This is a genomic window from Pseudomonas sp. NPDC089530 (genome assembly GCF_050280705.1).
Classification (GTDB): Bacteria; Pseudomonadota; Gammaproteobacteria; order Pseudomonadales; family Pseudomonadaceae; genus Aquipseudomonas.
Genome location: NZ_JBNNVU010000004.1, coordinates 57,744 through 83,531, shown reverse-complemented (window position 1 = coordinate 83,531; position 25,788 = coordinate 57,744). Strand labels below are relative to the sequence as shown.

Annotated in this window: 20 protein-coding genes; 7 read left to right on the top strand and 13 right to left on the bottom strand. The window is 65.4% G+C overall.

All coding sequences use genetic code 11. The features are described from left to right. Positions 1-27: 27 nt before the first annotated feature. Together ACQKQA_RS02950 and ACQKQA_RS02945 are read right to left on the bottom strand one after the other, a co-directional pair. Positions 28-1,569, bottom strand: coding sequence for a class I adenylate-forming enzyme family protein (locus tag ACQKQA_RS02950; RefSeq protein ID WP_427553323.1), 1,542 nt, complete (start codon positions 1,567-1,569; stop codon positions 28-30). Positions 1,570-1,571: 2 nt separating this feature from the next. Further along, positions 1,572-2,750 (bottom strand): acetyl-CoA acetyltransferase, encoded by a 1,179-nt coding sequence (locus ACQKQA_RS02945; protein WP_427553321.1) that lies wholly within the window; start codon positions 2,748-2,750, stop codon positions 1,572-1,574. A 143-nt stretch (positions 2,751-2,893) separates the two neighbouring features. Between ACQKQA_RS02945 and ACQKQA_RS02940 the strand changes: the two genes are divergently transcribed. After that, positions 2,894-3,466, top strand: coding sequence for a LuxR C-terminal-related transcriptional regulator (locus tag ACQKQA_RS02940; protein WP_427553319.1), 573 nt, complete (start codon positions 2,894-2,896; stop codon positions 3,464-3,466). 104 nt (positions 3,467-3,570) lie between these two features. Continuing rightward, positions 3,571-4,482, top strand: a complete 912-nt coding sequence (locus ACQKQA_RS02935) for a LysR family transcriptional regulator (protein ID WP_427553317.1) — start codon at positions 3,571-3,573, stop codon at positions 4,480-4,482. Positions 4,483-4,542: 60 nt separating this feature from the next. Here the strand turns inward: ACQKQA_RS02935 and ACQKQA_RS02930 are convergent, their stop codons facing one another. From ACQKQA_RS02930 to ACQKQA_RS02895, 8 genes are all read right to left on the bottom strand, one after another. Then, entirely contained in the window at positions 4,543-5,583 is a 1,041-nt protein-coding gene (locus ACQKQA_RS02930; protein ID WP_427553315.1) for an ABC transporter substrate-binding protein, read from the bottom strand. A 54-nt stretch (positions 5,584-5,637) separates the two neighbouring features. Next, positions 5,638-7,020, bottom strand: coding sequence for an aspartate aminotransferase family protein (locus ACQKQA_RS02925; protein ID WP_427553313.1), 1,383 nt, complete (start codon positions 7,018-7,020; stop codon positions 5,638-5,640). Next, positions 7,017-8,453 carry an APC family permease gene (locus ACQKQA_RS02920; protein ID WP_427553311.1) on the bottom strand — a complete coding sequence of 479 codons (1,437 nt, stop codon included), beginning with the start codon at positions 8,451-8,453 and terminating at the stop codon, positions 7,017-7,019. Before ACQKQA_RS02920 ends, ACQKQA_RS02925 begins: the two co-directional genes overlap by 4 nt. A gap of 105 nt (positions 8,454-8,558) precedes the next feature. After that, a complete protein-coding gene (locus ACQKQA_RS02915) occupies positions 8,559-10,052 on the bottom strand; it encodes an aldehyde dehydrogenase (protein ID WP_427553309.1) in 1,494 nt (497 codons plus the stop codon). A 16-nt stretch (positions 10,053-10,068) separates the two neighbouring features. Next, on the bottom strand, positions 10,069-11,232 hold the full coding sequence (gene argE / locus ACQKQA_RS02910; RefSeq protein ID WP_427553307.1) for an acetylornithine deacetylase: 1,164 nt from the start codon (positions 11,230-11,232) through the stop codon (positions 10,069-10,071). After that, complete coding sequence (locus tag ACQKQA_RS02905; RefSeq protein WP_427553305.1) at positions 11,225-11,899, bottom strand: DUF1028 domain-containing protein; 675 nt, start codon at positions 11,897-11,899, stop codon at positions 11,225-11,227. Before ACQKQA_RS02905 ends, argE begins: the two co-directional genes overlap by 8 nt. 10 nt (positions 11,900-11,909) lie before the next feature. After that, the gene (locus tag ACQKQA_RS02900; protein ID WP_427553303.1) at positions 11,910-12,320 is read right to left on the bottom strand and encodes a RidA family protein; all 411 of its coding nucleotides are present in this window, start codon (positions 12,318-12,320) and stop codon (positions 11,910-11,912) included. Further along, a complete protein-coding gene (locus ACQKQA_RS02895) occupies positions 12,320-13,633 on the bottom strand; it encodes a flavin-containing monooxygenase (RefSeq protein WP_427553301.1) in 1,314 nt (437 codons plus the stop codon). Before ACQKQA_RS02895 ends, ACQKQA_RS02900 begins: the two co-directional genes overlap by 1 nt. 256 nt (positions 13,634-13,889) lie before the next feature. Between ACQKQA_RS02895 and ACQKQA_RS02890 the strand changes: the two genes are divergently transcribed. From ACQKQA_RS02890 to ACQKQA_RS02870, 5 genes are all read left to right on the top strand, one after another. Next, on the top strand, positions 13,890-15,464 hold the full coding sequence (locus tag ACQKQA_RS02890) for a phospholipase effector Tle1 domain-containing protein (RefSeq protein WP_427553299.1): 1,575 nt from the start codon (positions 13,890-13,892) through the stop codon (positions 15,462-15,464). After that, complete coding sequence (locus ACQKQA_RS02885; protein WP_427553297.1) at positions 15,464-16,120, top strand: DUF2931 family protein; 657 nt, start codon at positions 15,464-15,466, stop codon at positions 16,118-16,120. Before ACQKQA_RS02890 ends, ACQKQA_RS02885 begins: the two co-directional genes overlap by 1 nt. A 257-nt stretch (positions 16,121-16,377) precedes the next feature. Continuing rightward, the gene (gene mexE, locus ACQKQA_RS02880) at positions 16,378-17,634 is read left to right on the top strand and encodes a multidrug efflux RND transporter periplasmic adaptor subunit MexE (RefSeq protein ID WP_427553295.1); all 1,257 of its coding nucleotides are present in this window, start codon (positions 16,378-16,380) and stop codon (positions 17,632-17,634) included. Between the two features lie 9 nt (positions 17,635-17,643). Then, positions 17,644-20,823, top strand: a complete 3,180-nt coding sequence (locus ACQKQA_RS02875; RefSeq protein ID WP_427553293.1) for an efflux RND transporter permease subunit — start codon at positions 17,644-17,646, stop codon at positions 20,821-20,823. Continuing rightward, positions 20,820-22,241, top strand: a complete 1,422-nt coding sequence (locus ACQKQA_RS02870; protein WP_427553291.1) for an efflux transporter outer membrane subunit — start codon at positions 20,820-20,822, stop codon at positions 22,239-22,241. Before ACQKQA_RS02875 ends, ACQKQA_RS02870 begins: the two co-directional genes overlap by 4 nt. Positions 22,242-22,445: 204 nt before the next feature. Here ACQKQA_RS02870 and ACQKQA_RS02865 read toward each other — a convergent pair whose 3' ends face one another. Genes ACQKQA_RS02865 through ACQKQA_RS02855 form a run of 3 tightly spaced genes read right to left on the bottom strand, consistent with a single transcriptional unit; the run spans position 22,446 to position 25,733 of the window. Continuing rightward, on the bottom strand, positions 22,446-23,393 hold the full coding sequence (locus tag ACQKQA_RS02865; protein ID WP_427553289.1) for a biotin/lipoyl-binding protein: 948 nt from the start codon (positions 23,391-23,393) through the stop codon (positions 22,446-22,448). After that, a complete protein-coding gene (locus ACQKQA_RS02860) occupies positions 23,390-23,593 on the bottom strand; it encodes a DUF1656 domain-containing protein (protein ID WP_427553287.1) in 204 nt (67 codons plus the stop codon). The genes ACQKQA_RS02865 and ACQKQA_RS02860 overlap by 4 nt, the downstream gene beginning before the upstream one ends. Next, the gene (locus ACQKQA_RS02855; RefSeq protein ID WP_427553284.1) at positions 23,583-25,733 is read right to left on the bottom strand and encodes an FUSC family protein; all 2,151 of its coding nucleotides are present in this window, start codon (positions 25,731-25,733) and stop codon (positions 23,583-23,585) included. The genes ACQKQA_RS02860 and ACQKQA_RS02855 overlap by 11 nt, the downstream gene beginning before the upstream one ends. Positions 25,734-25,788 lie beyond the last annotated feature (55 nt).

Sequence of the window (25,788 nt, the reverse complement as noted above, 5' to 3'; positions counted from 1 at the left end):
GTAGTGCGATCCATGAAATGCAGCGTTTCAGAGGTTGATCAAGGGCCCGGAGGGATCCTGCAACCACTGACGCAGTCGGGTCTTGAGAATCTTGCCATAGCTGTTCTTGGGCAGCTCGGCGCAAAACAGGTACTTCTTCGGTTTCTTGAACGAGGCCATGCGCGCCAGGAACCAGTGGTTGAGCGCTTGCGCATCGAGGCTGCCGGGCGTGCGCGGCACCACGAAGGCCACCACTGACTCGCCCCAAAGGACGTCGGCCTCCCCCACCACGCAGACATCGAACACCTCGGGGTGCTGCATCAGCACTTCCTCGACTTCCCGCGGGTAGATGTTGCTGCCGCCGGAGATGATCACATCCTTGCAGCGATCGGTCAGGGTCAGGTAGCCCCGTTCGCTCAGGAAACCGATGTCGCCGGTGAGCAGCCAGCCGTCCACCAGGACCTCCTGGGTGGCTTGCGGATTGTCCCAGTAGCCCTGCATCACCGTAGCCCCGCGCACGGCGATCACCCCAGGCTCGCCAGGGGCCAGGGATTGGCCGGCAGCATCCACCACCCGCACCTCGACGCAGGCGTGGGCCCGCCCTACCGAGGCGGCAATGGCCGGCCATTCGGCATGCCCGCGGTCGGCAATGGCTTCCCGGGAGAGCGCGCTGATGGTCATCGGGCATTCGCCCTGGCCGTAGATCTGCACCAGCCGCGGACCGAAAGTGTCCAGGGCCTGGGCGAGGTCCGCCAGGTACATCGGCCCCCCGCCGTAGACGATGGTCTTGATCCCTTCGCCGCAATAGCCCTGCTGCCGGGCCTGCTCCACCATGCGCTTGACCATGGTCGGCGCGGCAAACAGGCTGACCTGGCCCAACCCCTGCGCCAGCTCGAACAACTCCGCCGCCTGGAACCCCTGGGACACCGGCACCACGTGCCGGGCGCCGCATCGCACATGGATGAAATTGTAGAGGCCGGCGCCGTGAGACATCGGCGCGGCATAGACCACTGCGTCATCCCCGGCCACCGGATCCACGTCCAGCGGGTAGCACAAGGACATGGCGATCAGGTTGCCATGGGACAACATCACCCCCTTGGGGCGCCCGGTGGTACCGGAGGTGTAGAACAGCCACGCCAGGTCGCTGTCCTCCCGCGGGTGCGGCTCCAGCAGTTCATCGCTCGGCACCGGGTCTTGTACGGCCAGCCCGGGCGCGACCCGTTCGTGGCAGCCGGCCGGCAGGGCCACGGTGTCGAAACTGTGGCCCTCATCGGTGTAGATCAGCCGGGCCCCGGCATTGCCGGCAATCCAGGCGGCTTCCGTGGCATGCAGCTTGCTGTTGATCGGAACCGCCACCGCCCCGCTCCACCAGATGGCATACAACAGTTCGAGATAACCGCAGCTGTTCTTCATCAGCAGCGCCACCCGGTCGCCAGGCACGATGCCGTACCCGTGGCGCAGTTGCAGGGCGCGCGCCCGGGCCTGCGCGGCAAACCCCTGGTAGTCGGCGACCTGCCGGCATCCCTCGAACAGAGCCGCCCGCCGGGGCCAGCGCTGGGCCGCATCGCGCAGCCAATGGGCGATATTCATCCTCAGGCCTTGATCGCTTGCAGGACGCTGGCGTAGTTGGCCACCGCCATGCCGCCCATGTTGAACAGCAAGCCGAACTCGGCACCGGGCACCCCCAGGCCGATGGGTTTGCCGATCAGTTGGGCAAAGCCCAGGGCATGCATCGAGACCCCGGTGGCCCCCACCGGATGCCCCTTGGCCTTGAGCCCGCCGGACAGGTTCACCGGCAGGCGCCCGCCCTGGCGCACGGTGCCGTCGTCGAGGGCCCGGTGCCCCTCGCCCCTGGGCGCCAGGCCCATGGCTTCGTAGATCAGCAGTTCGGCAATGGTGAAGCAGTCGTGGACCTCCGCGAAACTCAGGTCGCCGAGGGTCACGCCGGCCTGGCGCAGGGCTCCGTGGATGGCCCGTTTCGGCCCCTCGAAGGCCAGCACGTCGCGGCGCGACAAGGGCAGGAAGTCGTTCACCTGGGTCATGGCGCGGATCGCCACCTGGCGTCGCATCGAACGGGCGCGCCGGGGCGAGGCCAGGATGATCGCCGCCGCACCGTCGCTGATCAGCGAGCAGTCGGTCAGGCGCAGTGGCGGTGCGATCAGCGGGTTGCCCTGGGAAACGTTGTTGCAGTGTTCGAAATCCATCACTCGGTGCATCTGCGCCAGGGGGTTGGCCATGGCATTGGCGTGGTTCTTCACCGCGATCATGGCCATCGAGGCCAATGGGCTGTGGTAGCGGTCGGCGTACTGCTGCGCCACCTGGCCAAAAAGCTGGGCGAAGCTCAGGCCGGCCTCCTGGAGAGCGTTCTGGTAACCGGCGCCGGACAGGGCCCGGGTGACTTCGACGGTGCTGTTGCCGGTCATTTTCTCCGCACCGACCACCAGTACCAGTTCGGCGGCGCCGCTGCGGATCGCGTTGATCCCGGCCTGGATCGCCGCCGAGCCGGAGGCGCAGGCGTTCTCGCAGCGGGTAGCGGGCTTGAAGCGCAGGTGGGGGTCGGCCTGGAGCATCAGCGAGGCGGGAAAACCATCCGCTACCAGGCCGGAGTTGAAGTGTCCGAGAAACAGCGCGTCGATCTGGGCAGCCTCGATCTCAGCGTCTGCCAGGGCCTCGCGGGTAACCTGGACGATCAGGTCCTCGAGGTTCAGACCGTCCAGACGACCGAAAGGACTATGGGCGGCAGCGACGATGGATACGGAATCGTGAGTCATGGTGATTTTCTTCTGTCCTTGAAGCGGGTATTCCATACAATGATTCAGCACCCGAATCACACGCTAGTTGGGGCAACTACGTACGCCAGTAAGTAGTACCCACCCTCAAGCTGCACGCCAATAAACCCGAGGCAGGATGCCCGATGACCGTAGACGCCCAGCGATTCCAGGACCTCGAGCGCCTGGCTTTCCAGGTTTCCCCCGCCCCGCAGATGATCACCGGGCATCGCCGGATGCTCGACTGCAACCAGGCCTTCGTTCGCCTGTTCGGCTACGAGCGCGAACAGTTACAGGGCCACCTGACCCTGCTGTTGTACCCCTCCCAAGCCGACTACCAGAGCATCGGCGAACGCAGCGAGCACTGGCTGCGCAACGGGCCCGGTGCCTTCTACTCGGACGAACGCTTCATGCAACATCGCAACGGCGAGGTGTTCTGGGCCCGGGCCCACGGTTTTTCCCTGACGGCCGAGGATCCGTTCAAGCTGATGGTCTGGCATTTCGAGCGCCTGGACCGCCAGCCGGCGCCAACGATTCAGTTGACCCCGCGCGAACGGGAGATCTCGCTGCATATCGTCAATGGCCTGACCTGCAAGGAAGTGGCGCGCCAGTTGGGCATTTCCCATCGCACCGTGGAAGTCCACCGCGCCCGGTTGATGAAGAAGCTTCAGGCCAAGAACAGCGCGGAGCTGGTGTCGAAGATCATCTTCATCCGTTGAACGCCTGCCCAGCGAAAATATCCCCACTGCCGAACAAAATCCGCTGCAGCGCCGGCCGGCGGAGCGGGTATCGTGGAGCCAAACAATCAGCCCAGAGGTGCACTGTGGCGTCCTATTCCTTGCGTCAGTTGAAGTATTTCGTCACCACCGTCGAGTGCGGCAGCGTCGCCGAGGCGTCGCGCAAGCTGTATATCGCCCAGCCGTCGATTTCCACGGCGGTCAAGGGCCTGGAAGACAGTTTCGGCGTGCAGTTGCTGATCCGTCATCACGCCCAGGGGGTGTCCCTGACCCCCGGTGGCGCGCGTTTCTACCGCAAGGCCCAGGAACTGCTGCGCATGGCCCATGAGTTCGAGCAGAACGCCCTGGCCGACAACGATGTGGTGTGCGGGCAGATCGATATCGGATGCTTCGAGACCGTCGCCCCGCTCTACCTGCCACGGCTGATCGCCGGTTTTCGCCAACGCTTCCCGGGGGTGGAGATCCGCCTGCAGGACGGCGAGCAGCAGGAACTGGTGCAGGGCCTGACCGGCGGGCGTTTCGACCTGGCGATCTTCTACGAGCATGAACTGGACAGCACCATCGAGACCGAAGCGCTGATGGCGCCGCAGCGGCCCTACGCCCTGCTGCCAGCCGGGCACCGCTTTGCCGGGCAGGCCCAGGTATCCCTGCGCGACCTGGCCCTGGAGCCGATGATCCTGCTGGACGTACAGCCCAGCCGTACCTACTTCGTGAGCATCTTCGAGGAGCTGCAGCTGACGCCGAATATCGTCTTCGGCTCGCCGTCGATCGAGATGGTGCGCGGCATGGTCGGCCAGGGGTTTGGCTTTGCCTTGCTGGTGACCAAGCCCCATGGCAACCGCACCTACGACGGCCAGGAGCTGGTGTGCGTGAACATCGCCGAGGACGTCACCGGCTCGGCGCTGGTGGCCGGCTGGCTGAAGCGGGCGCAGCTGACCAAGCCCGCGCAGTTGTTCGTCGATTACTGCAAGGAACAGTTCAAGGCCTGGCTGGCCTGAGGCCGTGCACCGATGGGAGTGGCTCCGGCCACTCCCACGCGCCTTGGCGATGGCAGCGCTTTAGCGCGCCGCCCAGGCGTTGAAACGCTGCTCCAGCTCCTCGCCGTGATCCACCCAGAAGGCCGCATCCACGGCCCGCGCCCCGGCCAGGTTGGCCTGGGCGGTGGGCAACTGCTGTTGCACCGCTGGCGGCAACAGCGACAGCGCCTCGCGATGCACTGGCCCGTAGGGGATCGCCTCGGAAAACACTTTCTGCGTCTGCGGCTGGCTGGCGAAGGCGATGAAGTCCTCGGCCAGAGCCTTGTTCGGCGTGCCCTTGACCACCGCCCAGTACTCCGGGTCGTACAGGCTCTGCGGCCAGACGATGCTCAGCTTCATGCCTTCCTTCTGCGCCGAGGCGATCCTGCCGTTGTACGCCGCGCTCATCACCACATCCCCGGCGATCAGCCATTGCGGCGGCTGCGCCCCCGCCTCCCACCACTGGATATGGCCCTTGATCTGGTCGAGCTTGGCGAACGCCCGGGTCACGCCCTCGGGGGTGCCCAGCACCTTATACAGCTGGTCCGGCTTGACCCCATCGGCGAGCAAGGCGATTTCCAGGGTGTACTTGGCGCCCTTGCGCAAACCGCGCTTGCCGGGAAAGTCGGCGACATTCCAGAAATCCGCCCAAGAGGTCGGCGCCTTGGCCAGCTTGTCCTGGTCGTAGGCCATGACCATCGACCAGACATAGGTGGCCACCCCGCACTCGCTCAGGGTCCCCGGGACGAACTGCGCCGGGTCGCCGAAACGCGCCGGATCGAGGCGCTCGAACAGGCCTTCGTCGCAACCGCGCAACAGCTCCGGGCTTTCGACTTCGACCACGTCCCAACTGGTATGGCCGACATCGACCATGGCCTTGATTTTCGACAACTCCCCGTTGTATTCGCCGGCGACCACGCGTCCTGCGCCGCTGGCGTTGAAAGGTTGGAAGTAGGCCTTGTCCTGGGCCTGCTTGGTGGCACCGCCAAAGGAGATGACAGTGAGGCTCTGGGGCGCGGCCGAAACGCCGGTGCACAACAGGGCCAGGGCAAAGGGAACACAGCAACGCAAGGATCTGGACATGAAGCGGTTCCTCTGATGGGCCGGCGCGCCCGCACGCGCCGGCCGCTTATGGGCTTACAGGCGACCGAATTCGCGGGCGGTGCGGTCTACGGCGATACGGGTCTTGTCGACCAGTTCATCGATGTCGGCGTGGCTGGCCACCAGGGCCGGGGCCATGATCATCCGGCCCAGGGTCGAGCGGATGATCAGGCCCTCTTCGAAGCCGATGGTGCGGCAACGCCAGGCCATGTCGTTCTCGTTGGCGAAACGCTTGCGGCTGGCCTTGTCTTCGGCGAACTGCAAGGCCGCGACCAGTCCGGCGCCCTGCACTTCGCCAATCAACGGATGCGGCTCGAACACCTCGCGCAGGCAGCGTTGCAGGTAAGGTCCGGTGTCTTGCTTGACCTGGCTGACGACGCCTTCGTCGCGCAGGGCCTTGAGGTTGGCGATGGCCACCGCCGCCGCCACCGGGTGTCCGGAATAGGTCAGGCCGTGGGCGAACACCCCGCCTCGCTCCACCAGCACTTCGGCCATGCGCCGGGACAGGATCAGCCCGCCCATGGGGATGTAGCCGCTGGTCAGGCCCTTGGCGATCGACAGGGTGTCGGGCTCGAAACCGAAATGCTGGTGGGCGAACCACTCGCCGGTGCGGCCGAAGCCGCCGATCACTTCGTCGGCGCACAGCAGCACGTCGTACCGGCGGCAGATGCGCTGGATCTCGGGCCAGTAGCTGTCCGGCGGGAAAATCATGCCGCCAGCGCCCTGGAAGGGTTCGGCCACGAAGGCGGCGACGTTCTCGGCCCCCAGTTCGAGGATCTTTTCTTCCAGCTGCCGTGCCGCGCGCAGGCCGAACTCGGCCGGGGTCAGGTCGCCTGCGTGGGCAAACCAGTAGGGTTCGTCGATGTGCGCCACATCCGGGATCACCCCGCCCATCTCGTGCATGAACTTCATGCCGCCCAGGGCCGTGGCGCCGAGGGTCGAGCCGTGGTAACCGTTCCAGCGGCCGATCATGATCTTCTTCTGCGGCTGGCCGAGGATCTGCCAGTAGCGCCGTACCGTGCGGATCAGCACCTCGTTGGCCTCGGAGCCGGAGTTGGTGTAGATCGCGTGGCTGTAGTGCCTGGGCAACAGGCTGAACAGCAGCTCCGACAGCTCGACCACCGCCGGGTGGGTGGTGTGGAAAAACAGGTTGTAATACGGCAGTTGCTCCAGCTGCTGGCTGGCCGCGGCGGCCAGGTCCTTGCGGCCGTAGCCGAGGTTGGTGCACCACAGGCCCGACATGCCGTCCAGGTAGCGTTTGCCGTCGTTGTCCCACAAGGCCAGGCCTTCGCCGCGCACGATCACCCGCGGGCCTTCGGCGTTCAGCGCCTTCTGGTCGAGGAACGCATGAATATGGTGCGCAGCATCCGCGGCCTGATAGTCGCCGGTGCTACGGACAGGTTTGGCTTGAGCGGTCATTGCGAATCTCCTTGGGGTTTTTTATCGGGATTGCCGAGCACGCTGGACAGCGGCTCCGGCTTGAACAGCGGCTTGCCCATCACGCCCTTGATCCACAGCACTGCGATGATCGAGACGATCAGCAGCACCAGGCCTGCGTAGGCAAAGATCGAAAGGGTCATCTCCGGGCTGGGCGAGACGTTCCATATCGCAAACAGCATGCCGGCGATACCGAACAGCTGCGGCAGCGGGTAGAACGGCGTGCGGAACGGCCGCGCCACCTGCGGGTAGCGCCGGCGCAAGGCGATGACGTTGATGTGGGTGACGATGTAGGCCAGCAGCCAGGCCAGGGCGGCCGAGAGCAGCAGCTGGTTGATCGCGTCAGCATGGTCGTGCATCAGCAGCAGCGGCAACCCGGTGACCGCGGCGATGAACAGCACCGCCACCCAGGGCGCACCGGTACGCCGGCCCTGGCGCTTGAAGATGCCGAAGGCCTGGCCGTTGCGGGCCATGCCGAACAGCATGCGCGGGATAGCCGCCAGCGAACTGTTGAGGGTGCTGCAGGTGGCGGTGATCGCGGCGGTGACCAGGAACACCTTGCCGGACTCGCCGAACACCGTGGTGGCGAACAGGTAATGCGGCAGGCCGTTGCTGGTCAGCTCGGCCTGGGGCACGGTGAGTAAGGCGCCGAGGGCGTAGAGGCTGATGATGGCGAAGATCACGGTCAGGCCGAGCATCATCGAACCGGGGATATTGCGCTCCGGGCGCCGGGTTTCCTCCACCAGCGGACAGACGAACTCGGCGCCGACGAAGCCCCACACCGCCATCGCCGTCAGGGCGATCACCCCCAGGCCCAGGGGGTTCCAGCCGGCGCGGTCGAACAGCGAGGGGTTGGGCGCGACTATGTCGCTGCTCATCGCGCTCAGGCCCATCACCAGCAACACCAGGGTCATCACCACCGCCAGCAGCGTCTGCAGGCGGGCGAAGATGTCGATGTTGAACAGGTTGAACACGGTGAACAGCGCCAGCACCCCCAGGGCCACGCTCAACGGCGGCATGGAATGCGGGTAGACCTTGTCGATGATGAACTCCATCAGCAACAGCTCGGCCGACAGGGCGAACATCGCCACCACTATGTAGCCGGAAAAGGTCGCGAGGATCGCCGGGAATTGGCCGATGGCGACTTCGGTGTAGGTGCTCAGGCTGCCGGCGCGGGGAATCATCAGCGCCAGCTCGGAGAACGAACAGGCGTAGCTCAGGGCCAGCAGGTAGGCCAGGCCCAGGGGTACGATAAAGCCCAGCCCGGCGATGCCGACGCCTTGCAGCATCAGCACCATCACGCCTTGGGACACCACCAGGCCGATGGCCACCGCCAACAGCGCGGTGAGGCCAAGTTTCTTGCGACTCGCGGGCGGCGCCAGGGCGCCGGTTTGCACGCTTGCATTGCTGTTCATCGGTTGCTCCGTATTGTTGTTATTGGCAAGAACAGATGGGTTGCCTGTACCGGCCTTATCGCGGGCAAGCCCGCTCCTACAAGGACGGTGGAGACCTCGGGGCGCTCAGTTGCGCAGCTGGATCCAGGTGGTTTTCAACTGCGTGTACTTGTCGAACGAATGCAGTGACAGGTCGCGGCCGAAGCCCGACTGCTTGCCGCCGCCGAAGGGCACGGTCACATCCAGCGCATCGACGGTGTTCACCGACACCGTGCCGGCATTCAGCCGCCGCGCCACCCGGTGGGCGCGATTGAGGTCGTCGGTCCAGACCGACGCCGCCAGGCCATAGATATGCGCGTTGGCCAGGGCCACCGCCTGCGCTTCGTCGTCGAACACGCTGACCGCCAGCACCGGGCCGAACACCTCTTCCCGGGCCAGGGTCATGTCGGCGGTCACCTCGGTGAAGATGGTCGGCTCGATGAAATTGCTCGAACCGTCGACGCTCAGTTGCCGGCCGCCGCACACCAGTTGCGCGCCTTCGGCCCGGGCCTGTTCGATGTACTGCATGATTCGCTGCGCCTGCCGCCCATCGACGATGGCCCCGGCCCGGCTCGCCGGGTCCAGCGGGTTGCCCGGCTGCCACTGGCGCGCCTTGGCCTGCAGGCGTTCGACGAACTCGGCGGCAATCGAGCGCTGCACCAGCAACCGCGAGTTGGCCGAGCAGACTTCGCCCTGGTTGAAGAAGATGCCGAACGCGGCTTTCTCGGCCGCCAGGTCCAGGTCCTGGCAGTCGGCGAATACCAGGTTCGGGCTCTTGCCGCCGCACTCCAGCCAGACCTGCTTGAGGTTCGATTGCGCGGCGTACTGCATGAAGTACTTGCCTACTTCGGTGGAGCCGGTGAACGCCAGGGCGTCCACGTCCATGTGCAGGCCCAGGGCGCGACCGGCCTCCTCGCCCAGGCCCGGCACCACGTTGAGCACGCCCTTGGGGATGCCGGCTTCGATAGCCAGCTCGGCCAGACGCAGGGCCGAAAACGGCGACTGCTCGGCCGGCTTGAGCACCACACTGTTGCCGGCGGCCAGGGCCGGGGCCAGCTTCCAGGCGGCCATGTCCAGCGGGAAGTTCCACGGCACCACCGCGCCGATCACCCCCAGCGGCACCCGGGTGATGGTCGCCAGGACATTGCTCGCGCTCGGCGCCACTTGGTCGTAGAGCTTGTCGAGGCTTTCGCCGTACCAGGCGAACACCTGGGCGGCGCCCGGCACATCGATGTTCCAGGCATCCGCCACCGGCTTGCCCATGCTCAGGGAATCGAGCAAGGCCAGTTCGTCGCGGTGCTCCAGCATCAGCTGCGACAGACGCAGCAGGATCGCCTTGCGCTCGCTCGGCGCCATCTGCGCCCAAGGCCCCTCTTCGAAGGCGCGGCGGGCGCTGCGTACCGCCCGGTCGACCTCGACCTCACCGCAGGCGGCCACTTGGGCCAGCAGCTTGCCGGTGGCCGGGTTGATCGCCGGCAAGCGCGCCCCGCTTTGGGCCTGGCACGCTTCGCCGTCGATAAAGGCGCTGTCGATCAGGCGTTGCCGCTGCGCCAGGGCTGTCCACTCGTTGAAGTCTTTCACCGCGGATTCCTTATCGTTATTCGTTGTTGGAAAGGTATTCGGCCAGCCGGTCCATCAATCGGTCGCAGGCCACCAGCTGTTCGACGCTGACGAATTCGTCGGGCTTGTGGCCCTGATCCATGCTGCCGGGGCCGCAGACCACCGTCGGGATTCCGGCCTGGTGGAACAGCCCGCCCTCGGTGCCGAAGGCCACGGTGCCAAAGGCATCGCTGCCGCACAGTTGCGCCACCAGCCGGGCGGCGGCGCTTTCGGGAGCGGTGGCCAGACCGGGATAGGCCGAGATCGGCTCGAAGCGGATCGCCGTGTCGGCTTTGATCGCCTGCATGGCGGGCAGCAGGCTCTGTTGCGCATAGGTTTGCAGCTCGTCCACCACCGCCTGGGGCTCGAAGGCCGGCAAAGCGCGCACCTCGAAATCGAAGCGGCAGTCGGCCGGGACTATGTTCAGCGCGGTGCCGCCCTGGATCAGCCCAACCTGCACGGTGGAGAACGCCGGGTCGAAACGCGGGTCGTGGTGTTCCGGCGCGGCCAGGCGCTGGCCGATCTCGCCGAGGCGGCCGATCAAGCGCGCCGCCTGCTCGATGGCGTTGACGCCATAGGGCGCATAGGCCGAATGGCACGGCGCGCCGCGCACATGGCAACGCATGGCCAGCTTGCCCTTGTGGCCGAGCACCGGTTGCAGTTCGGTGGGCTCGCCGATCAGGCACAGGGCCGGTTGCGCGATGCACTGGGGCAACAGCTCCAGCAGGCCGCGCACGCCGAGGCAACCCACCTCCTCGTCATAGGAGAACGCCAGGTGCACCGGCCGGCGCAGCGGGCTGGAGAGAAACAGCGGCACCGCGGCCAGTACCGAGGCCAGGTAACCTTTCATGTCGGCGGTGCCGCGGCCGTAAAGCTTGCCGTCACGCTCGGTGAGGCGGAACGGCTCGAAGGTCCAGGGCTGGCCGGTCACCGGCACCACATCGGTATGCCCGGAGAGCACGATGCCGCCCGCCACCGCCGGGCCGATGCTGGCCAGCAGGTTGGCCTTGGTCCGCTCAGGGTTGTAGATCAGTTCGCAGTCGACACCCAGGCCGAGCAGGTAGTCGCGGACGAACTCGATCAGGGCCAGGTTCGAATCGCGGCTGACCGTGGCGAAGCCGATCAGCTTGGCCAGCAACGCGTGGCTGCGCGGCTCACTCATCGCCCGGCACTCCGTAGCTGGGGGCCAGGGTCGGGTTGAGGGCGCGAGTCAAGTAGTCCTGCAGTTGCGGTTCGTAGGCACTCCAGAGGCTGTGCAACTGGCCGATGGGATTCTCCTCGGCCCAGTCCACCCGCAGGTCGACGATGGGCCACACCAGTTCGTCGACCACCGACAGCGCCGCCGAATGCACCGCCCCCGCCTCGCCTCCAGCGTCCTGACCGGCCTGCAAGGCACTGAGCAGGCGCTCTGCCAGGCAGCCCTCGCTGCTCTCGAAGGCCGCGACCATGCGCTCGATCACTGTGCTGTTGGCCAGCAGGTTGCCGGCCGCCACGCATTGCTCGCCGGCCAGCGCGTTGTGGATGCCCAAGGCGTGGTTGCCGCTGAACAGCGCCGTGCGCCCCTGGGCATCCACCACCGCCACCTGGCGGTACTGGCTGTAGCCGTTGCGGGTCAGCGCCTGGTCCAGCGCCTGCTGCGGCGTCAGGCCGTCACCCAAGCCGTCGAGCACCTGCGGGCCCAGCGCCGGCAAGGTGATGTTCTGGCTCGACACCGCGCCGACCCCGCTGCGTAGCCAGGGGCAGCGGGCGCCGACGGCGATGCTCGAGGAACTGATGGCGATGCCCAGCTGGCCGGTTTCGGCGCAGCGGCCGACGATGGAGAAAGTCATGGCGCGCTCCTTATTCGGGGATGACCGCGATCACGTCGATTTCCATCAGCCACTGGGGCTGGCCCAGGGCGCTGACCACCAGCCCGGTGGAGATCGGAAACACGCCCTTGAGCCACTTGCCGACCTCCTGGTAGACCGGCTCGCGGTAGCGCGGGTCGATCAGGTAGGTGGTGGTCTTGACGATATGGCTGAGGTCGCTGCCGGCCTCCTCGAGCAGTTGCTTGACGTTGCGCATGGCCTGCTCGGCCTGGGCCCGTGGATCGCCGAGGCCGACCAGGCGGCCCTCGAAGTCGGTGCCGACCTGGCCGCGCACATACACGGTATTGCCGGCGCGCACCGCCTGGCACAGGTCGTTGTCCAGGGACTGGTTCGGGTAGGTGTCCTTGGTGTTGAACATGCGGATGCGGGTATGAGTAGGCATCAGCGGGCTCCCATGAGGCTGGCAGGTTGAGTGGAGGATTCGAGGTCGGCCCGACGCTGCGTGGCGTCGCGGTAATCGGAGTAGATGCGCTGCTTCACGATGTGCTCGGCGATGTGCCGGGCGTCGTGCCACACGCCCCAGATAAAGGCCGAGCCGCGCCGCGACAGCCACGGCAGGCCCACGAAATACACCCCCGGCTCGCTGGACACGCCGCGCTGGTGCCGGGGCTTGCCGTTGTCCTTGAAGGCGTCGACCTGCAGCCAGCTGTAGTCCACCGAATAGCCGGTGGCCCAGATGATGGTGCCGACGCCGGCCTGGGCCAGGTCGAGTTCAAGGATCGGCTGGGTCAGGCACGGCGGGTCCGGGAGCATGACCCGGGCTTCGGGCTCCTCCGGCAGGTCCAGGCCGTTGCGGGCGATATAGGCATCGGCGGCATCCAGCAGCGCCAGGTAGTTTTCATCGCCGCGGGCAATGTTCTCGGCCAGGTTGGCTGCGAAACCCACCACACCGTCCTTGAAGGATCGGGTCAGGCCGACCAGGGTCATGCCCTGGTGCGCCAACCGCCGGAAGTCCACGGTATGGCCGCCACGGGCGCCGCTGACGGCGATGGTCACGTGCTCCTTGCCCGGTTGCATGGTCTCGGCGTCCCACTCGCCGAGCACCCCCAGCCACCAGCAGAAGTCCCGGTTGCGATAGGCCCGTGGCGGGCGGTCATGGGCGCCGACCGAGAGGTAGACCCGCTTGCCGGCCCGTTGCAGCTCGTCGGCGATCTGCACCCCCGAGGAGCCGGCGCCCACCACCAGCACCGCGCCTTCGGGCAGCTGCTGCGGATTGCGGTAGGCCGCCGAATGCAGCTGCAGCACACGCCCGTCCTGCGGGGCGATCGGCGGGATGACCGGGCGCTGGAACGGGCCGGTGGCCACCACCACTTGCCGGGCCTCGATCACGCCATCGCTGGTGTCCACGGTGAAGCCCGGGCGGTTGGCGTTGCGCACCACCTGCCTGACCTCGACCCCGGTGCGGATCGGCGCGTTGATCTGGCGGGCATAGCTTTCGAAGTAGTCGGCCACCTGATCCTTGGCGGCGAAGGCATCGGGGTCGAGGTCGAATTCCAGGCCCGGGAACCGGTCGTGCCAGGCCGGGCCGTTGGCCACCAGCGAATCCCAGCGCCCGGTGCGCCAGGCTTCGGCGATGCGGTTGCGCTCCAGCACCAGGTGCGGCACGCCCAGGCGGCTCAGGTGTTCGCTCATGGCCACGCCGGCCTGGCCGGCGCCCACTACCAGCGTGTCGATTTTGTTGTTGTCGATTGTCATGTCTGCGCCCTGCTGAGTGATCCCACGCCGGTGGCCGTGGGAGGTGTAGGTCGCATTCTGGGAGAGGTCAGGAAATGACGAAATTATGATTTTTGTGGTTGCTGGTGAGGAAAAAACTGGCTGGCTGGTTTGCTTGCGATAGCGCCCTACAACTGAATCAGCCGCAACCGAACGCGTTGCAGAATAGTCCTAGATCCATCGCCAGCCCTTCCCGGTACGGTCTTCAGCACCCTCTTCGACCGCACCAGGACCACCCATGGCCAACAACGGACCCGGACCGATGCCCCGCCTTTTACGGCCCGCCAATCCCAATCAAGCACCCGCCGAACACACCGCCGAAACCGAACAGCCCAGCTACGGCGAACAGCTGTGGGCGCAGTACGAGAAGTACGCCAAAGAGCCCACCCCGCCGCCGGCAAAAACCCAGGTGGTACTGCGTATCGGCGTATTCTTCGATGGCACTGGCAATAACGCCGGCAACTCGGCGATGGGTGAATTATGCGGGGCTCAACACCCTATTGAAGCCGGGGATCTCGATGGCAGTTGCAAGCCCTATATGAGCGACCCGGAGAGTAGTTATGGGAATGGGGTGAGCAATATCAAGCGGTTGAGTGATTTGTACTATTCCGCACAGGAGGCTGAAGGTGAGGGCCTACAAAGACGGGCCTTTCGCTCCATCTATATCGAGGGTATAGCCACGAGGACTGGCAAGAAGGACAGCCTGATCACCTCGGGGACGGGGCGTGGTGGCACGGGAGTCTTAGGCTGTGTGCAAAAGGCATTTATTGAGATCAAACAACGTATTGGCCTTTTCTTCGAGCAAAACCCCGACAGCGAAATATCGTCCCTGACCTTTGACACTTTCGGCTTTAGCCGAGGCGCCGCAGCAGCTCGGCACTTTGCCAATGAAGTCGTACGCTGGCTCGGCCCGCTTGAACTGATTCTGCGCGACCACTCCAATGCCTTGAGCCCTCGCTTCAACCGACAGTACGGCCACGATATCGATATGGGCTTTATCGGCCTGTTCGACACCGTGCCGTCGGTTGCCGGGCTAAGCAATCTGGGCAATGTGCGCAGCGCCATTGCCCCCGGTATCAAGCTGCACCTCGACCGCCGCTACTTTCGCTCGGTGGTGCAACTAGTCGCCCGCGACGAGTACCGGGCCAACTTTGCCCTGAGCCGGGTCAAACCCGACCACGCCGAAATCACCCTGCCCGGTGCGCACTCGGATATCGGTGGCGGTTATCTGGATGAGGTGCAGGAGTGTGTGCTGGTCAGCCCGATGCAAGCGTTGGAGGTACCGATCACTGCTGAGGTGACCCAGACCTCGATTTACCGGGATGCGCTCCAGGCAAGAACACACTGGCTGGCGAAGGGTTGGCCCGCGCAATGGCTGGAGATCGTCACACCGGAACCACTGTTGCTGCCCCAGGAGCCACAGGATCGCCTCTCCCCCCAAAGAAAACGGGTGTATGCCGGCCTGCAACTCAAGAGGCCTATGAACAATAAATTGTCGAGGGTGTATCTGCGCGTCATGTATGAACTGGCTAGGAAGAACGGTGTGCAATTCGAGGACATCCCGGAGACTCCCGAGTACGCGATTCCATCGGAGCTTCAAGCACTGTGTGACAGGTTTGTCACCGGTGACTACAGTACGACGCCAACCGAGGAAACCTTGCTTAAGCTGCGCTATATCCATCTCTCGGCTCACTGGAACCACCCGCTGGGCAAACGGGACGGCGGCAGCCTTAAAATCGTCTATATCAACACCCCCACGGTGGATGCCGTGCGGGTGCAACATCCTCACGTACCTGACAGGACGCTTTGGTAATGAGAGCATTCATCGCCCTGTTGGGCGCACTGCTACTAACTGGCTGCCTGGCCAGCGATCCACTTTCCGCAAGAAACGACCCCAAAAGTCCCTGGTGGGAGCTTGGCTTCACCGAGCCCTACTACATGAAGGTCTGGGTTGAAGACAGTGCAGTAGAAGATATCAACGGCAAACTGTTTCGCCACACGGGCCGCGGGACGGCATCAGGCGGCGCCCTTGGTTACCAAAAAGAATGGGCCAGGGGCTGGAGAGAAGTGGGTGGTGATGGCAAATCGGTGATAGGTGCCGATCTGCCCCAACGCATTTTCGTGCGCTGGCAGTCGGTAGTGGAACCGCAAACCTATCGGGCATGGATCGATATCCCGGAAGAAGCCCGACAGATCATGCGCAAGACGACGGCCCGTCGTTGCCCGGAAACGCCGCAAAAAACCGCAAGCTACATGGCCTCGGTCAATCTGGGGTTGGCGCCGGGTGGCATCGTTCAAGTGTGGGTGCGAGATGAATGTCATCACCCTATCAAGGTCGCCCGTGTCCAAGCTGAAGTTGAACCATTAGGACCGAGCCAAGGAAAAAACAACGGGCGTTACGCCTATAAGGTCAGCGAGAAATCCAGGCGCTATATAGAGCAATACGGCATCCCCTATGGCAGCTGGTAATCAGCCCTCTTCCGACAAGGAGCGCCCTGCTATATATGCATCGCGCTCCATCCCGCTCACCCCACCATCCGTGCACTTTCGGAAACAATGAAATTCCATTCAAGGAATTGATAGCCCCCTAACGAAAGGTGCATGCTAGAGGGCTTGCTCCGTGCTTATATCATTCCGAATGATAGTTACCTTCGTCTCATTCGATTCGTGAGATACAACCCTGCCGAGCATCATCCGCCCATCTCAAATACATTGGCGGATGATCCATGGAACAGTCACTCAAACCCTTACGCTTCCCTCTCGCGGTGTTGGCCGTGCTGGTGATGAGCGCCTGCGGCAAGGCTCCGCAAACCGCCGGTAACATGCCCGCCGCCAAAGTCAGTGTGGCCAAGGTGATCGAGCAGCCAGTCAACGAGTGGGACGAGTTCACCGGGCGCCTGGAGGCGCCCGAAACCGTAGAGATCCGGCCACGGGTTTCCGGGCAGATCGACCAGGTGGCCTTCACCGAAGGCGCCCTGGTGAAGAAAGGCGACCTGCTGTTCCAGATCGACCCGCGCCCGTTCCAGTCCGAAGTCCGCCGCCTCGAAGCCCAGCTGCAACAGGCCCGCGCCACCGCCACCCGCAGCGAGAACGAAGCCCAGCGCGGCGAACGCCTGCGCACCAGCAACGCCATTTCCGCCGAACTGGCCGACTCGCGCACCACCGCCGCCCAGGAAGCCCGCGCCGGCGTTGCCGCGATCCAGGCGCAACTGGACCTGGCGCGCCTGAACCTGAGCTTCACCCGGGTCGTCGCGCCCATCAGCGGCCGGGTCAGCCGCGCGGAAATCACCGCCGGCAACCTGGTGACCGCCGACGTCACCGCGCTGACCAGCGTGGTTTCCACCGACAAGGTCTACGCCTACTTCGACGCCGACGAGCGGGTGTACCTCAAGTACACCCAACTCGCCCGCCAGGGCCAGCGCGGCCAGACCACCCCGGTCTACCTCGGCCTGTCCAACGAAGACGGCCACCCGCACCTGGGCCAGATGAACTTCGTCGACAACCAGGTCAACCCGCAGACCGGCACCATCCGCGGTCGCGCGGTGTTCGACAACAGCGACGGCAGCTACACCCCCGGCCTCTATGCACGCCTGAAGCTGGTGGGCAGCGGCACCTACTCCGCCGTGCTGATCAACGACGAAGCCGTGGGCACCGACCTGGGCAAGAAATTCGTGCTGGTGATGGCCGCCGACAACAAGCCGGCGTACCGCGCGGTCGAGCTGGGTCCGAAGATCGAAGGCCTGCGTATCGTGCGCACCGGCCTGAACAAGGACGACACCATTATCGTCAAGGGTCTGCAGCGAGCCCGTCCGGGCGCGCCGGTCAACCCCGAAGAAATTCCGATGGCCAGCAAGGAAACCCTCGCCGCCCTGGCGCAACAACGACAAGCCCTGGAAGCCAGCAACCTGCCTCGCGTCGCCCCTGCCAAAGGCGCGCCCGAAGCCGCTGCGAAACTGGCCAGCGCTGCGACTCCACGGGGTTAAGGACTCAAGATGAATTTTTCCCAATTCTTCATTTCACGGCCGATCTTCGCCGCGGTGCTGTCGCTGCTGATCCTGATCGCCGGTTCCATCTCGCTGTTCCAGCTACCGATCAGCGAATACCCGGAAGTGGTACCGCCGACCGTGGTGGTGCGCGCCAACTTCCCGGGCGCCAACCCGAAAGTCATCGGCGAGACCGTGGCCGCTCCCCTGGAGCAGGCCATCACCGGCGTCGAGAACATGCTCTACATGTCCTCGCAGTCCACCTCCGACGGCAAGATCACCCTGACCATCACCTTCGCCCTGGGTACCGATCTGGACAACGCCCAGGTGCAGGTGCAGAACCGGGTGACCCGGACCGAGCCCAAGCTGCCTGAAGAGGTGACGCGCATCGGTATCACCGTGGACAAGGCCTCCCCCGACCTGACCATGGTGGTCCACCTGACCTCGCCGGACAAACGCTACGACATGCTCTACCTGTCCAACTACGCCATCCTCAACATCAAGGACGAGCTGGCGCGCCTGGGCGGCGTGGGCGACGTGCAGCTGTTCGGCATGGGCGACTACTCGCTGCGGGTCTGGCTCGACCCGAACAAGACCGCTTCGCGCAACCTGACCGCCACCGACGTGGTCACCGCCATTCGCGAGCAGAACCGTCAGGTCGCCGCCGGTACCCTGGGCGCGCCTCCCGCGCCGAGCGCCACCAGCTTCCAGATGGCGGTCAACACCCAGGGTCGCCTGGTGAGCGAGGAAGAGTTCGAGAACATCATCATCCGCGCCGGCAGTAACGGCGAGATCACTCGCCTCAAAGACATCGCCCGGGTCGAGCTGGGGTCCAACCAGTACGCCCTGCGCTCGCTGCTGAACAACCAGCCGGCGGTGGCGATCCCGATCTTCCAGCGCCCCGGCTCCAACGCCATCGAGATCTCCAACGAAGTGCGGGCCAAGATGGCCGAACTGAAGAAGAGCTTCCCGGAAGGCATGGACTTCAGCATCGTCTACGACCCGACCATCTTCGTCCGCGGCTCCATCGAAGCGGTGGTGCACACCCTGTTCGAAGCCCTGGTGCTGGTGGTGCTGGTGGTGATCCTGTTCCTGCAGACCTGGCGCGCCTCGATCATCCCGCTGGTGGCCGTGCCGGTCTCGCTGATCGGTACCTTCGCCGTGATGCACCTGTTCGGCTTCTCGCTCAACGCCCTGTCGCTGTTCGGGCTGGTATTGGCCATCGGTATCGTGGTGGACGACGCCATCGTGGTGGTGGAGAACGTCGAGCGTAATATCGGCCTCGGGCTGAACCCGGTCGAAGCTACCAAGCGCGCCATGCGCGAGGTGACCGGGCCAATCATCGCCACCGCCCTGGTGCTCTGCGCGGTGTTCGTGCCGGCGGCCTTCATCAGCGGTCTGACGGGGCAGTTCTACAAGCAGTTCGCCCTGACCATCGCGATCTCCACTGTGATCTCGGCCTTCAACTCCCTGACCCTGTCCCCAGCCCTGGCCGCGGTCTTGCTCAAGGAGCACCACGCACCGAAGGACCGCTTCTCGCGGCTCCTGGAAAAACTCCTGGGCGGCTGGCTGTTCACACCGTTCAACCGCTTCTTCGACCGTGCCAGCCATGGCTACGTCGGCACCGTGCGCCGAGTGATCCGCGGCAGCGGCATCGCCCTGTTCCTCTACGCCGGCCTGATGGCGCTGACCTGGCTGGGCTTTGCCCACACACCGATGGGCTTCGTCCCGGCCCAGGACAAGCAATACCTGGTGGCCTTCGCCCAACTGCCGGACGCCGCCAGCCTGGACCGCACTGAAGACGTGATCAAGCGCATGTCCGACCTGGCCCTGAAGCAGCCCGGCGTGGAAAGCGCGGTGGCCTTCCCCGGCCTGTCGATCAACGGTTTCACCAACAGCCCGAACAACGGCATCGTGTTCGTGACCCTCAAGCCCTTCGACGAGCGCAAGGACCCGAGTATGTCCGCCGGGGCCATTGCCGGCGCCCTGAACGCCCAGTACGCCGATATCCAGGACGCCTACATGGCGATCTTCCCACCGCCGCCGGTACAGGGCCTGGGCACCATCGGTGGTTTCCGCCTGCAGGTCGAGGACCGCAGCGGCATGGGCTACGACGAGCTGTATAAAGAAGTGCAGAACGTGATCGCCAAGAGCCGCAGCGTGCCGGAACTGGCCGGGCTGTTCACCAGCTACCAGGTCAACGTGCCGCAGGTCGATGCCGCTATCGACCGGGAAAAGGCCAAGACCCACGGCGTGGCCATCAGCGATATCTTCGACACCCTGCAGATCTACCTGGGTTCGCTGTACGCCAACGACTTCAACCGCTTTGGCCGCACCTACCAGGTCAACGTCCAGGCCGAACAGCAGTTCCGCCTCGAGGCCGAGCAGATCGGTCAGTTGAAAGTGCGCAACAACAAGGGCGAGATGATTCCGCTGGCGACCTTCATCAAGGTCAGCGACACCGCCGGTCCCGACCGTGTGATGCACTACAACGGCTTCGTCACCGCGGAAATCAACGGCGCGGCCGCACCGGGCTACAGCTCCGGCCAGGCGGAAGCGGCGATCGAGAAACTGCTCAAGGAAGAACTGCCCAACGGCATGACCTACGAATGGACCGAGCTGACCTACCAGCAGATCCTCGCCGGTAATACCGCGCTGTTCGTCTTCCCGCTCTGCGTGCTGCTGGCCTTCCTGGTACTGGCTGCGCAATACGAGAGCTGGAGCCTGCCGCTGGCGGTGATCCTGATCGTGCCGATGACCCTGCTGTCGGCCATCACCGGGGTGATCCTGTCCGGTGGCGACAACAACATCTTCACCCAGATCGGCCTGATCGTACTGGTGGGCCTGGCCTGCAAGAACGCGATCCTGATCGTCGAGTTCGCCAAGGACAAACAGGAAGAAGGCCTCGACCCGCTGGCCGCGGTGCTGGAAGCCTGCCGCCTGCGTCTGCGGCCGATCCTGATGACCTCGTTCGCCTTCATCATGGGTGTGGTGCCCCTGGTGTTCTCCAGCGGCGCCGGTGCGGAAATGCGCCATGCCATGGGGGTCGCGGTGTTCTCCGGGATGCTCGGCGTGACCTTCTTCGGCCTGCTGCTGACCCCAGTGTTCTACGTCCTGATCCGCAACTACGTGGAGCGCAGCGCCGCCCGCAAAGCGACCCGAGCCCTGAAACTGGAGACGCAACAATGAGTTCGAAAGTCTTCCTGCCAAGCTTGCTGGTACTGGCCCTGAGCGCCTGTGCCGTTGGCCCGGACTACCAGACCCCGACCACCGAGGCGGCGCACATCAGCGCCGCCACCGACGGCGCCGCGGGCCAGAAGAACTTCGACCGCGCACGTTTCGAAGGCATCTGGTGGCAGCAGTTCGACGACCCGGTGCTCAACCAGCTGGTGACCCAGTCCCTGCAGGGCAACCGCGAATTGCGCGTGGCCTTCGCCCGCCTACGGGCCGCCCGGGCGATTCGCGACGACGCCAGCAACGACGCCATGCCAACCATCACCAGCCGCGCCAGCAGCGACCTGGCCAAGGGGCAGATCCCTGGCCAGACCACCCGCCGGGTCAACAGCGAACGCTACGACCTGGGCCTGGACATGGCCTGGGAACTGGACCTGTTCGGCCGCATCCAGCGCAACCTGGAAGCCACCGACGCCGACCAGCAGGCCGCCGAGGCCGACCTCTACCAGTTGCAAGTCACGATGATCGCCGAGCTGGTGGATGCCTACGGCCAGCTGCGCGGCGCCCAGCTGCGGGAAAAGATCGCCCTGGCCAACCTGGAGAACCAGCAGGAGTCGCGCAAGATCACCGAAAGCCTGCGCGAAGCCGGGGTCGGCGATCAGCTCGACGTGGTTCGCGCCGACGCGCGCCTGGCGGCGGTGGAAGCCAGCGTGCCGCAACTGCAGGCCGAACAGGTGCGCCAGCGCAACCGGATCGCCACCCTGCTGGGCGAGCGCCCGGATAAGCTCAGCGTCGACCTCAAGCCCGCGCAGCTGCCGGCGATCGCCAAGGCCCTGCCGATCGGCGACCCGGGCGAACTGCTGCAGCGGCGCCCGGACATTCTCAGCGCCGAGCGCCAGCTGGCCGCCGCCACCGCGCGGATCGGCGTGGCCAAGGCCGACCTGTTCCCCCGGGTCAGCCTCAGCGGTTTCCTCGGTTTCACCGCCGGGCGCGGTTCGCAGATCGGTTCCTCGGCCGCCAATGCCTGGGCCCTGGGCCCGAGCATTACCTGGGCCGCCTTCGACCTGGGCAGCGTGCGCGCCCGTCTGCGCGGCGCCAACGCCGAGGCCGACGGTGCCCTGGCGACCTATGAGCAGCAAGTGCTGCTGGCCCTGGAAGAGTCGGAAAACGCCTTCAGCGATTACGGCAAGCGCCAGCAACGCCTGATCTCGCTGATCCGCCAGAGCGAGTCGAGCCGTGCCGCCGCCGACCTGGCGGAGATTCGTTACCGCGAGGGCACCGTGGACTTCCTGGTGCTGCTCGACGCCCAGCGTGAACGCCTGGCCGCCGAAGACTCCCAGGCCCAGGCCGAAGTCGACCTGTATCGCGGCATCGTCGCCATCTACAAGGCCCTGGGCGGTGGCTGGCAGCCAGAGACGGTGGCCAGCAAGTAAGGCTTCAACCCTGCTCCTTTGGTTGGCCGCAACCAACCAAATCTTTGCCCCGCGCTCTCATTCGGTCGCGGGGCTTTTTTTCGTCCCTGGAAAAGCATCGCGGGCAAGTCGGATCGCCGCCCGCTCACTCCTACAGACACGCATGGAACTGTAGGAGCGAGGCTTGCCCGCGATGACGCTCGTTCAAACACCGCAATCCATCACTTACTCCAACACCGTCACCGTCGCCGTGGTCCCGGCGCGCAACTTGCCCTTGCCCGGGTAATCGGGGTCGATGGCGATCCGCACTGGCACCCGCTGGGCCAGCTTGACCCAGGTGTAGCTGGGATTGATGTTGGCCAGCAGGCGGCTGCCCTGGGAGTTCTCGCGGTCGGTGATGGCGAAGGCGATGCTCTGCACCTTGCCGTTGAAGGTTTCGCCGCTCATCAACTGAATGCGCACCGCGCTGCCCTCCTCGATCCGCGGCAGCTTGGTTTCCTCGAAGTAACCGCTGACATAGAAGGAATCGCTGTCCACCAGGGCCAGCAAGGCGCCGCCGGCACTGGCGTAATCGCCCTGGCGGGTCTGCAGGTTGGTCACGTAGCCGCTGACCGGGGCTTGCACCCGGGTGCGCTGCAGGTCCAGCTCGGCCTGGGTCAGCGCCGCCTCGGCCAGGTGCACGTTGGCCTGGGCCAGGCCGAGATTGGCCTGGTTGCGCAGCAGGTCGGCCTGGGCCACTGCCACGTCGGTGCTGGATTTCTCCCACTCCTCGCCGGAAATCGCAAAGCCCTGCTTCAGGGTGCGACGCCGCTGCTCCTCGCTTTGCCGTTGCTTGAGCAGCGCCGTGCTGGAAGTGATCGCCGCCTCGGACTGGCCGAGGCTGGCCCGCGCCACTTCCACCGAACGCTTGGCATGCTCCACGGCCAGGGCATAGCGCGCCGGGTCGATCTCCAGCAGCAACTGGCCCTTGTCCACGTGCTGGTTGTCCTCCACCCGCAGGCTGACGATGCGCCCGGCGACGTCCGCCGACAGCGTCACCACGTCGGCGCGCACCCGGGCATCGCGGGTCCAGGGCGCGCGGGTGTAATGCTCCCAGGCGAACCCGCCCAGCACCAGCGCCAGTAAGACGGCGACCAGGGTGATCGTTCGGGCCAGGGTGTTTTTCAGGTTCATAGGCTTCCCATCAGCAGGATTGCGGTGGCGCAGACGCAGGCATACAGCGCCCCTTCGAACAACGCTTCGTGCCAGACGAAACGCAAGACCCCAAGACGCCGCAGCCCCCAGTCCAGCACCAGGAAAATCGGCAGGGCCAGCAACAGGGCCTGGGCAATGGGCGGCAGGTAGACGCCGCCGACTTCAAAATCAATGGGCAAGGGCCGGATCTCCTGTTTCCGTGGGGTGCAGCATGGGGCCGTAGCGCTCCAGAAAGGCGCCGACGATCAGCAGCGAGACGCGCATGCGAAACACCGACCACAGCTGTTCGTGGGCCTGAGGCCGGTCGTCGCCGTGCAAGGTGTCCAGGTGATCCCCCAGCGCTCGCAGCTGCGCCAGAAGCTCGCTCGCCTCTAGCCCACCGCGCCCCGCCACATAGCGCCCGACGCGGCGCAGCAACTGTTGCAGGCTGGCGTTGCCCTCAGGGCTCAACCAGGGATTGTCCAGGCTCTGCTGCTTGAGCTGGTGCATCGCCACGCCCAGGGTCATGCAGGCCAGGCTGGTCTCGAAACGCTCGCCGGAAGCCCGATCGCCGGCGACCGCAGGCAACAGCCCGAGCATCTGGGTCAGGCGGTCGACCATGCGGCTCTCGAAGACAAACTGTTGCTCGTCGCTGGCCGCAGTTTTCTGCAGCGCATACACCTGTTCCCGAGTGTCGCGGAACAGGCGGCGAATACGCAGTACCGGGTTGAACGGAAAGATGAAGGCGTACACCAGCAACGACAACACCCCGCCGCTGACATAGGCCCCGGCGAACTCGAACCAGAGCGCGGCGCTGTTCTGCCAGGCGCCGATGTTCTGCGGGCCGATCATCAACAGGCTCGACAGCCCCAGGCCCATGCCGATCCCGGCGGTCATCGGGCTGGCCAGGCCCACCGCGACCGTATACAGCAGCGGCACCAGCAACAGCGCCAGCCACTCGAAATCGCCAATCAGCGGCACCAGGGCGAACACATAGACCGCCGAGATCAACAGCGCCAGGGCCTGGCCGCGCATATAGCTCTGCGCGGCCAGCAAGGGCCGGGGAAAGGTCGCCATCAGCGAACAGAGAATGCCCACCAGGACCATGCTCGAGCGCGCCCCGTCCCAGGCGGTTTCGATCCAGATCAGCCCGGCGACCATCAGCGCGGTAAAGGCCCGCAGGCCATTCATCGCCGCCAGCGGCCAGTCCAGGTGCAGCGGGTTGGCCCGGCCCTGGCGATACAGGCAACTGGCCTGGCGGCCGTCCTGGATCGCGTCGCTGAATTCGAGAATGTCTTCGAGCTGCTTGAGCATCCGCGCCTGTTCCCAGCGCAGGGCCCAGGCCAGGGAGCGCAAGGTGGCGGGCAAGGTTTCGGCCGAGCGTTCGGCGCGCCGGGCCTGTTCGTCGAAGCGCTGCTGCAGCGGGCCGAACTGCTGCCGCGACGCGGCGGGCAGCGCCCGCCCGTGCAGCGCCAGCTCATCGAGAAACGCCAGCTCGTCGGCGCGCAGCTTCTGGATTTCCTCCGGCAGCTCACCGACCCAGCGCGCCCGCAGCAATTCGCGCTGGTGACGCAGGACGGTGAGGCGCGACGTCAGCAGCACCAGCTGGTTGCCCAGCAGTTGCACCAGGCCGTCGGCACTGCGCAGGCGCGGCGCATCGAAATACAGATGCCGACGCAAGCCTTCCAGGGCACTGATCTCCCCCAGCAGTTGCATCTGCCGCTTGTGGAAGTCGGCCTCGCTCTCGTCGGTGCGGATCGCCGCCGCGGCGTGGGTGGCGAGCAGCTTGAGCACCTGGTCGATCTTGGCGAAGTAGCCGGCGGCCACCGTCTCCGGGCGCGCCGTCAGCAGGCTGACCACACAGACGCAGGCCACCGCCAACAGGGTCTCGGTAAGCCGGGTGATGGCCAGCATCAGGGTGTTGCCCTGGTCCGGGATCGCCAGCATCGCCACCACCACCGCGGTGTAGCCGCTGAGCACGAACGCCTGGGAACTGGTGTAGCGCAACAGCGTGCCGCCAGCGGTGCACAGCGCCAGCCACAGGCCGAGGGTGACCAGGAATGGCAGCGGCGCCTGGGGAAAGATCGCCATGATCAGCACCGCCACCGCGGCCCCCAGGGTGGTGCCGAGCACCTGGCCGAAGCTGCGGGCCAGGGCCATGCCGGCCAGGGGCTGGCTGACGATGATCACCGCCATCAGCGACCACTTGGGCTGGTCGAGATCGAAGACGAACGCCAGGTACAGGGTCAGCAGGCCCGCGGCAATGGTGCGCAAGGCGAAGCGCAGTACTGCGCCTCCCGGATGGCACACGATCCTGAAATAGTTGATCAGCGGCTGCATGGGTATTTTCTGGACAAAGGGACACCTGCGGCTAGCGTAGTCAATCTGCGGCCGG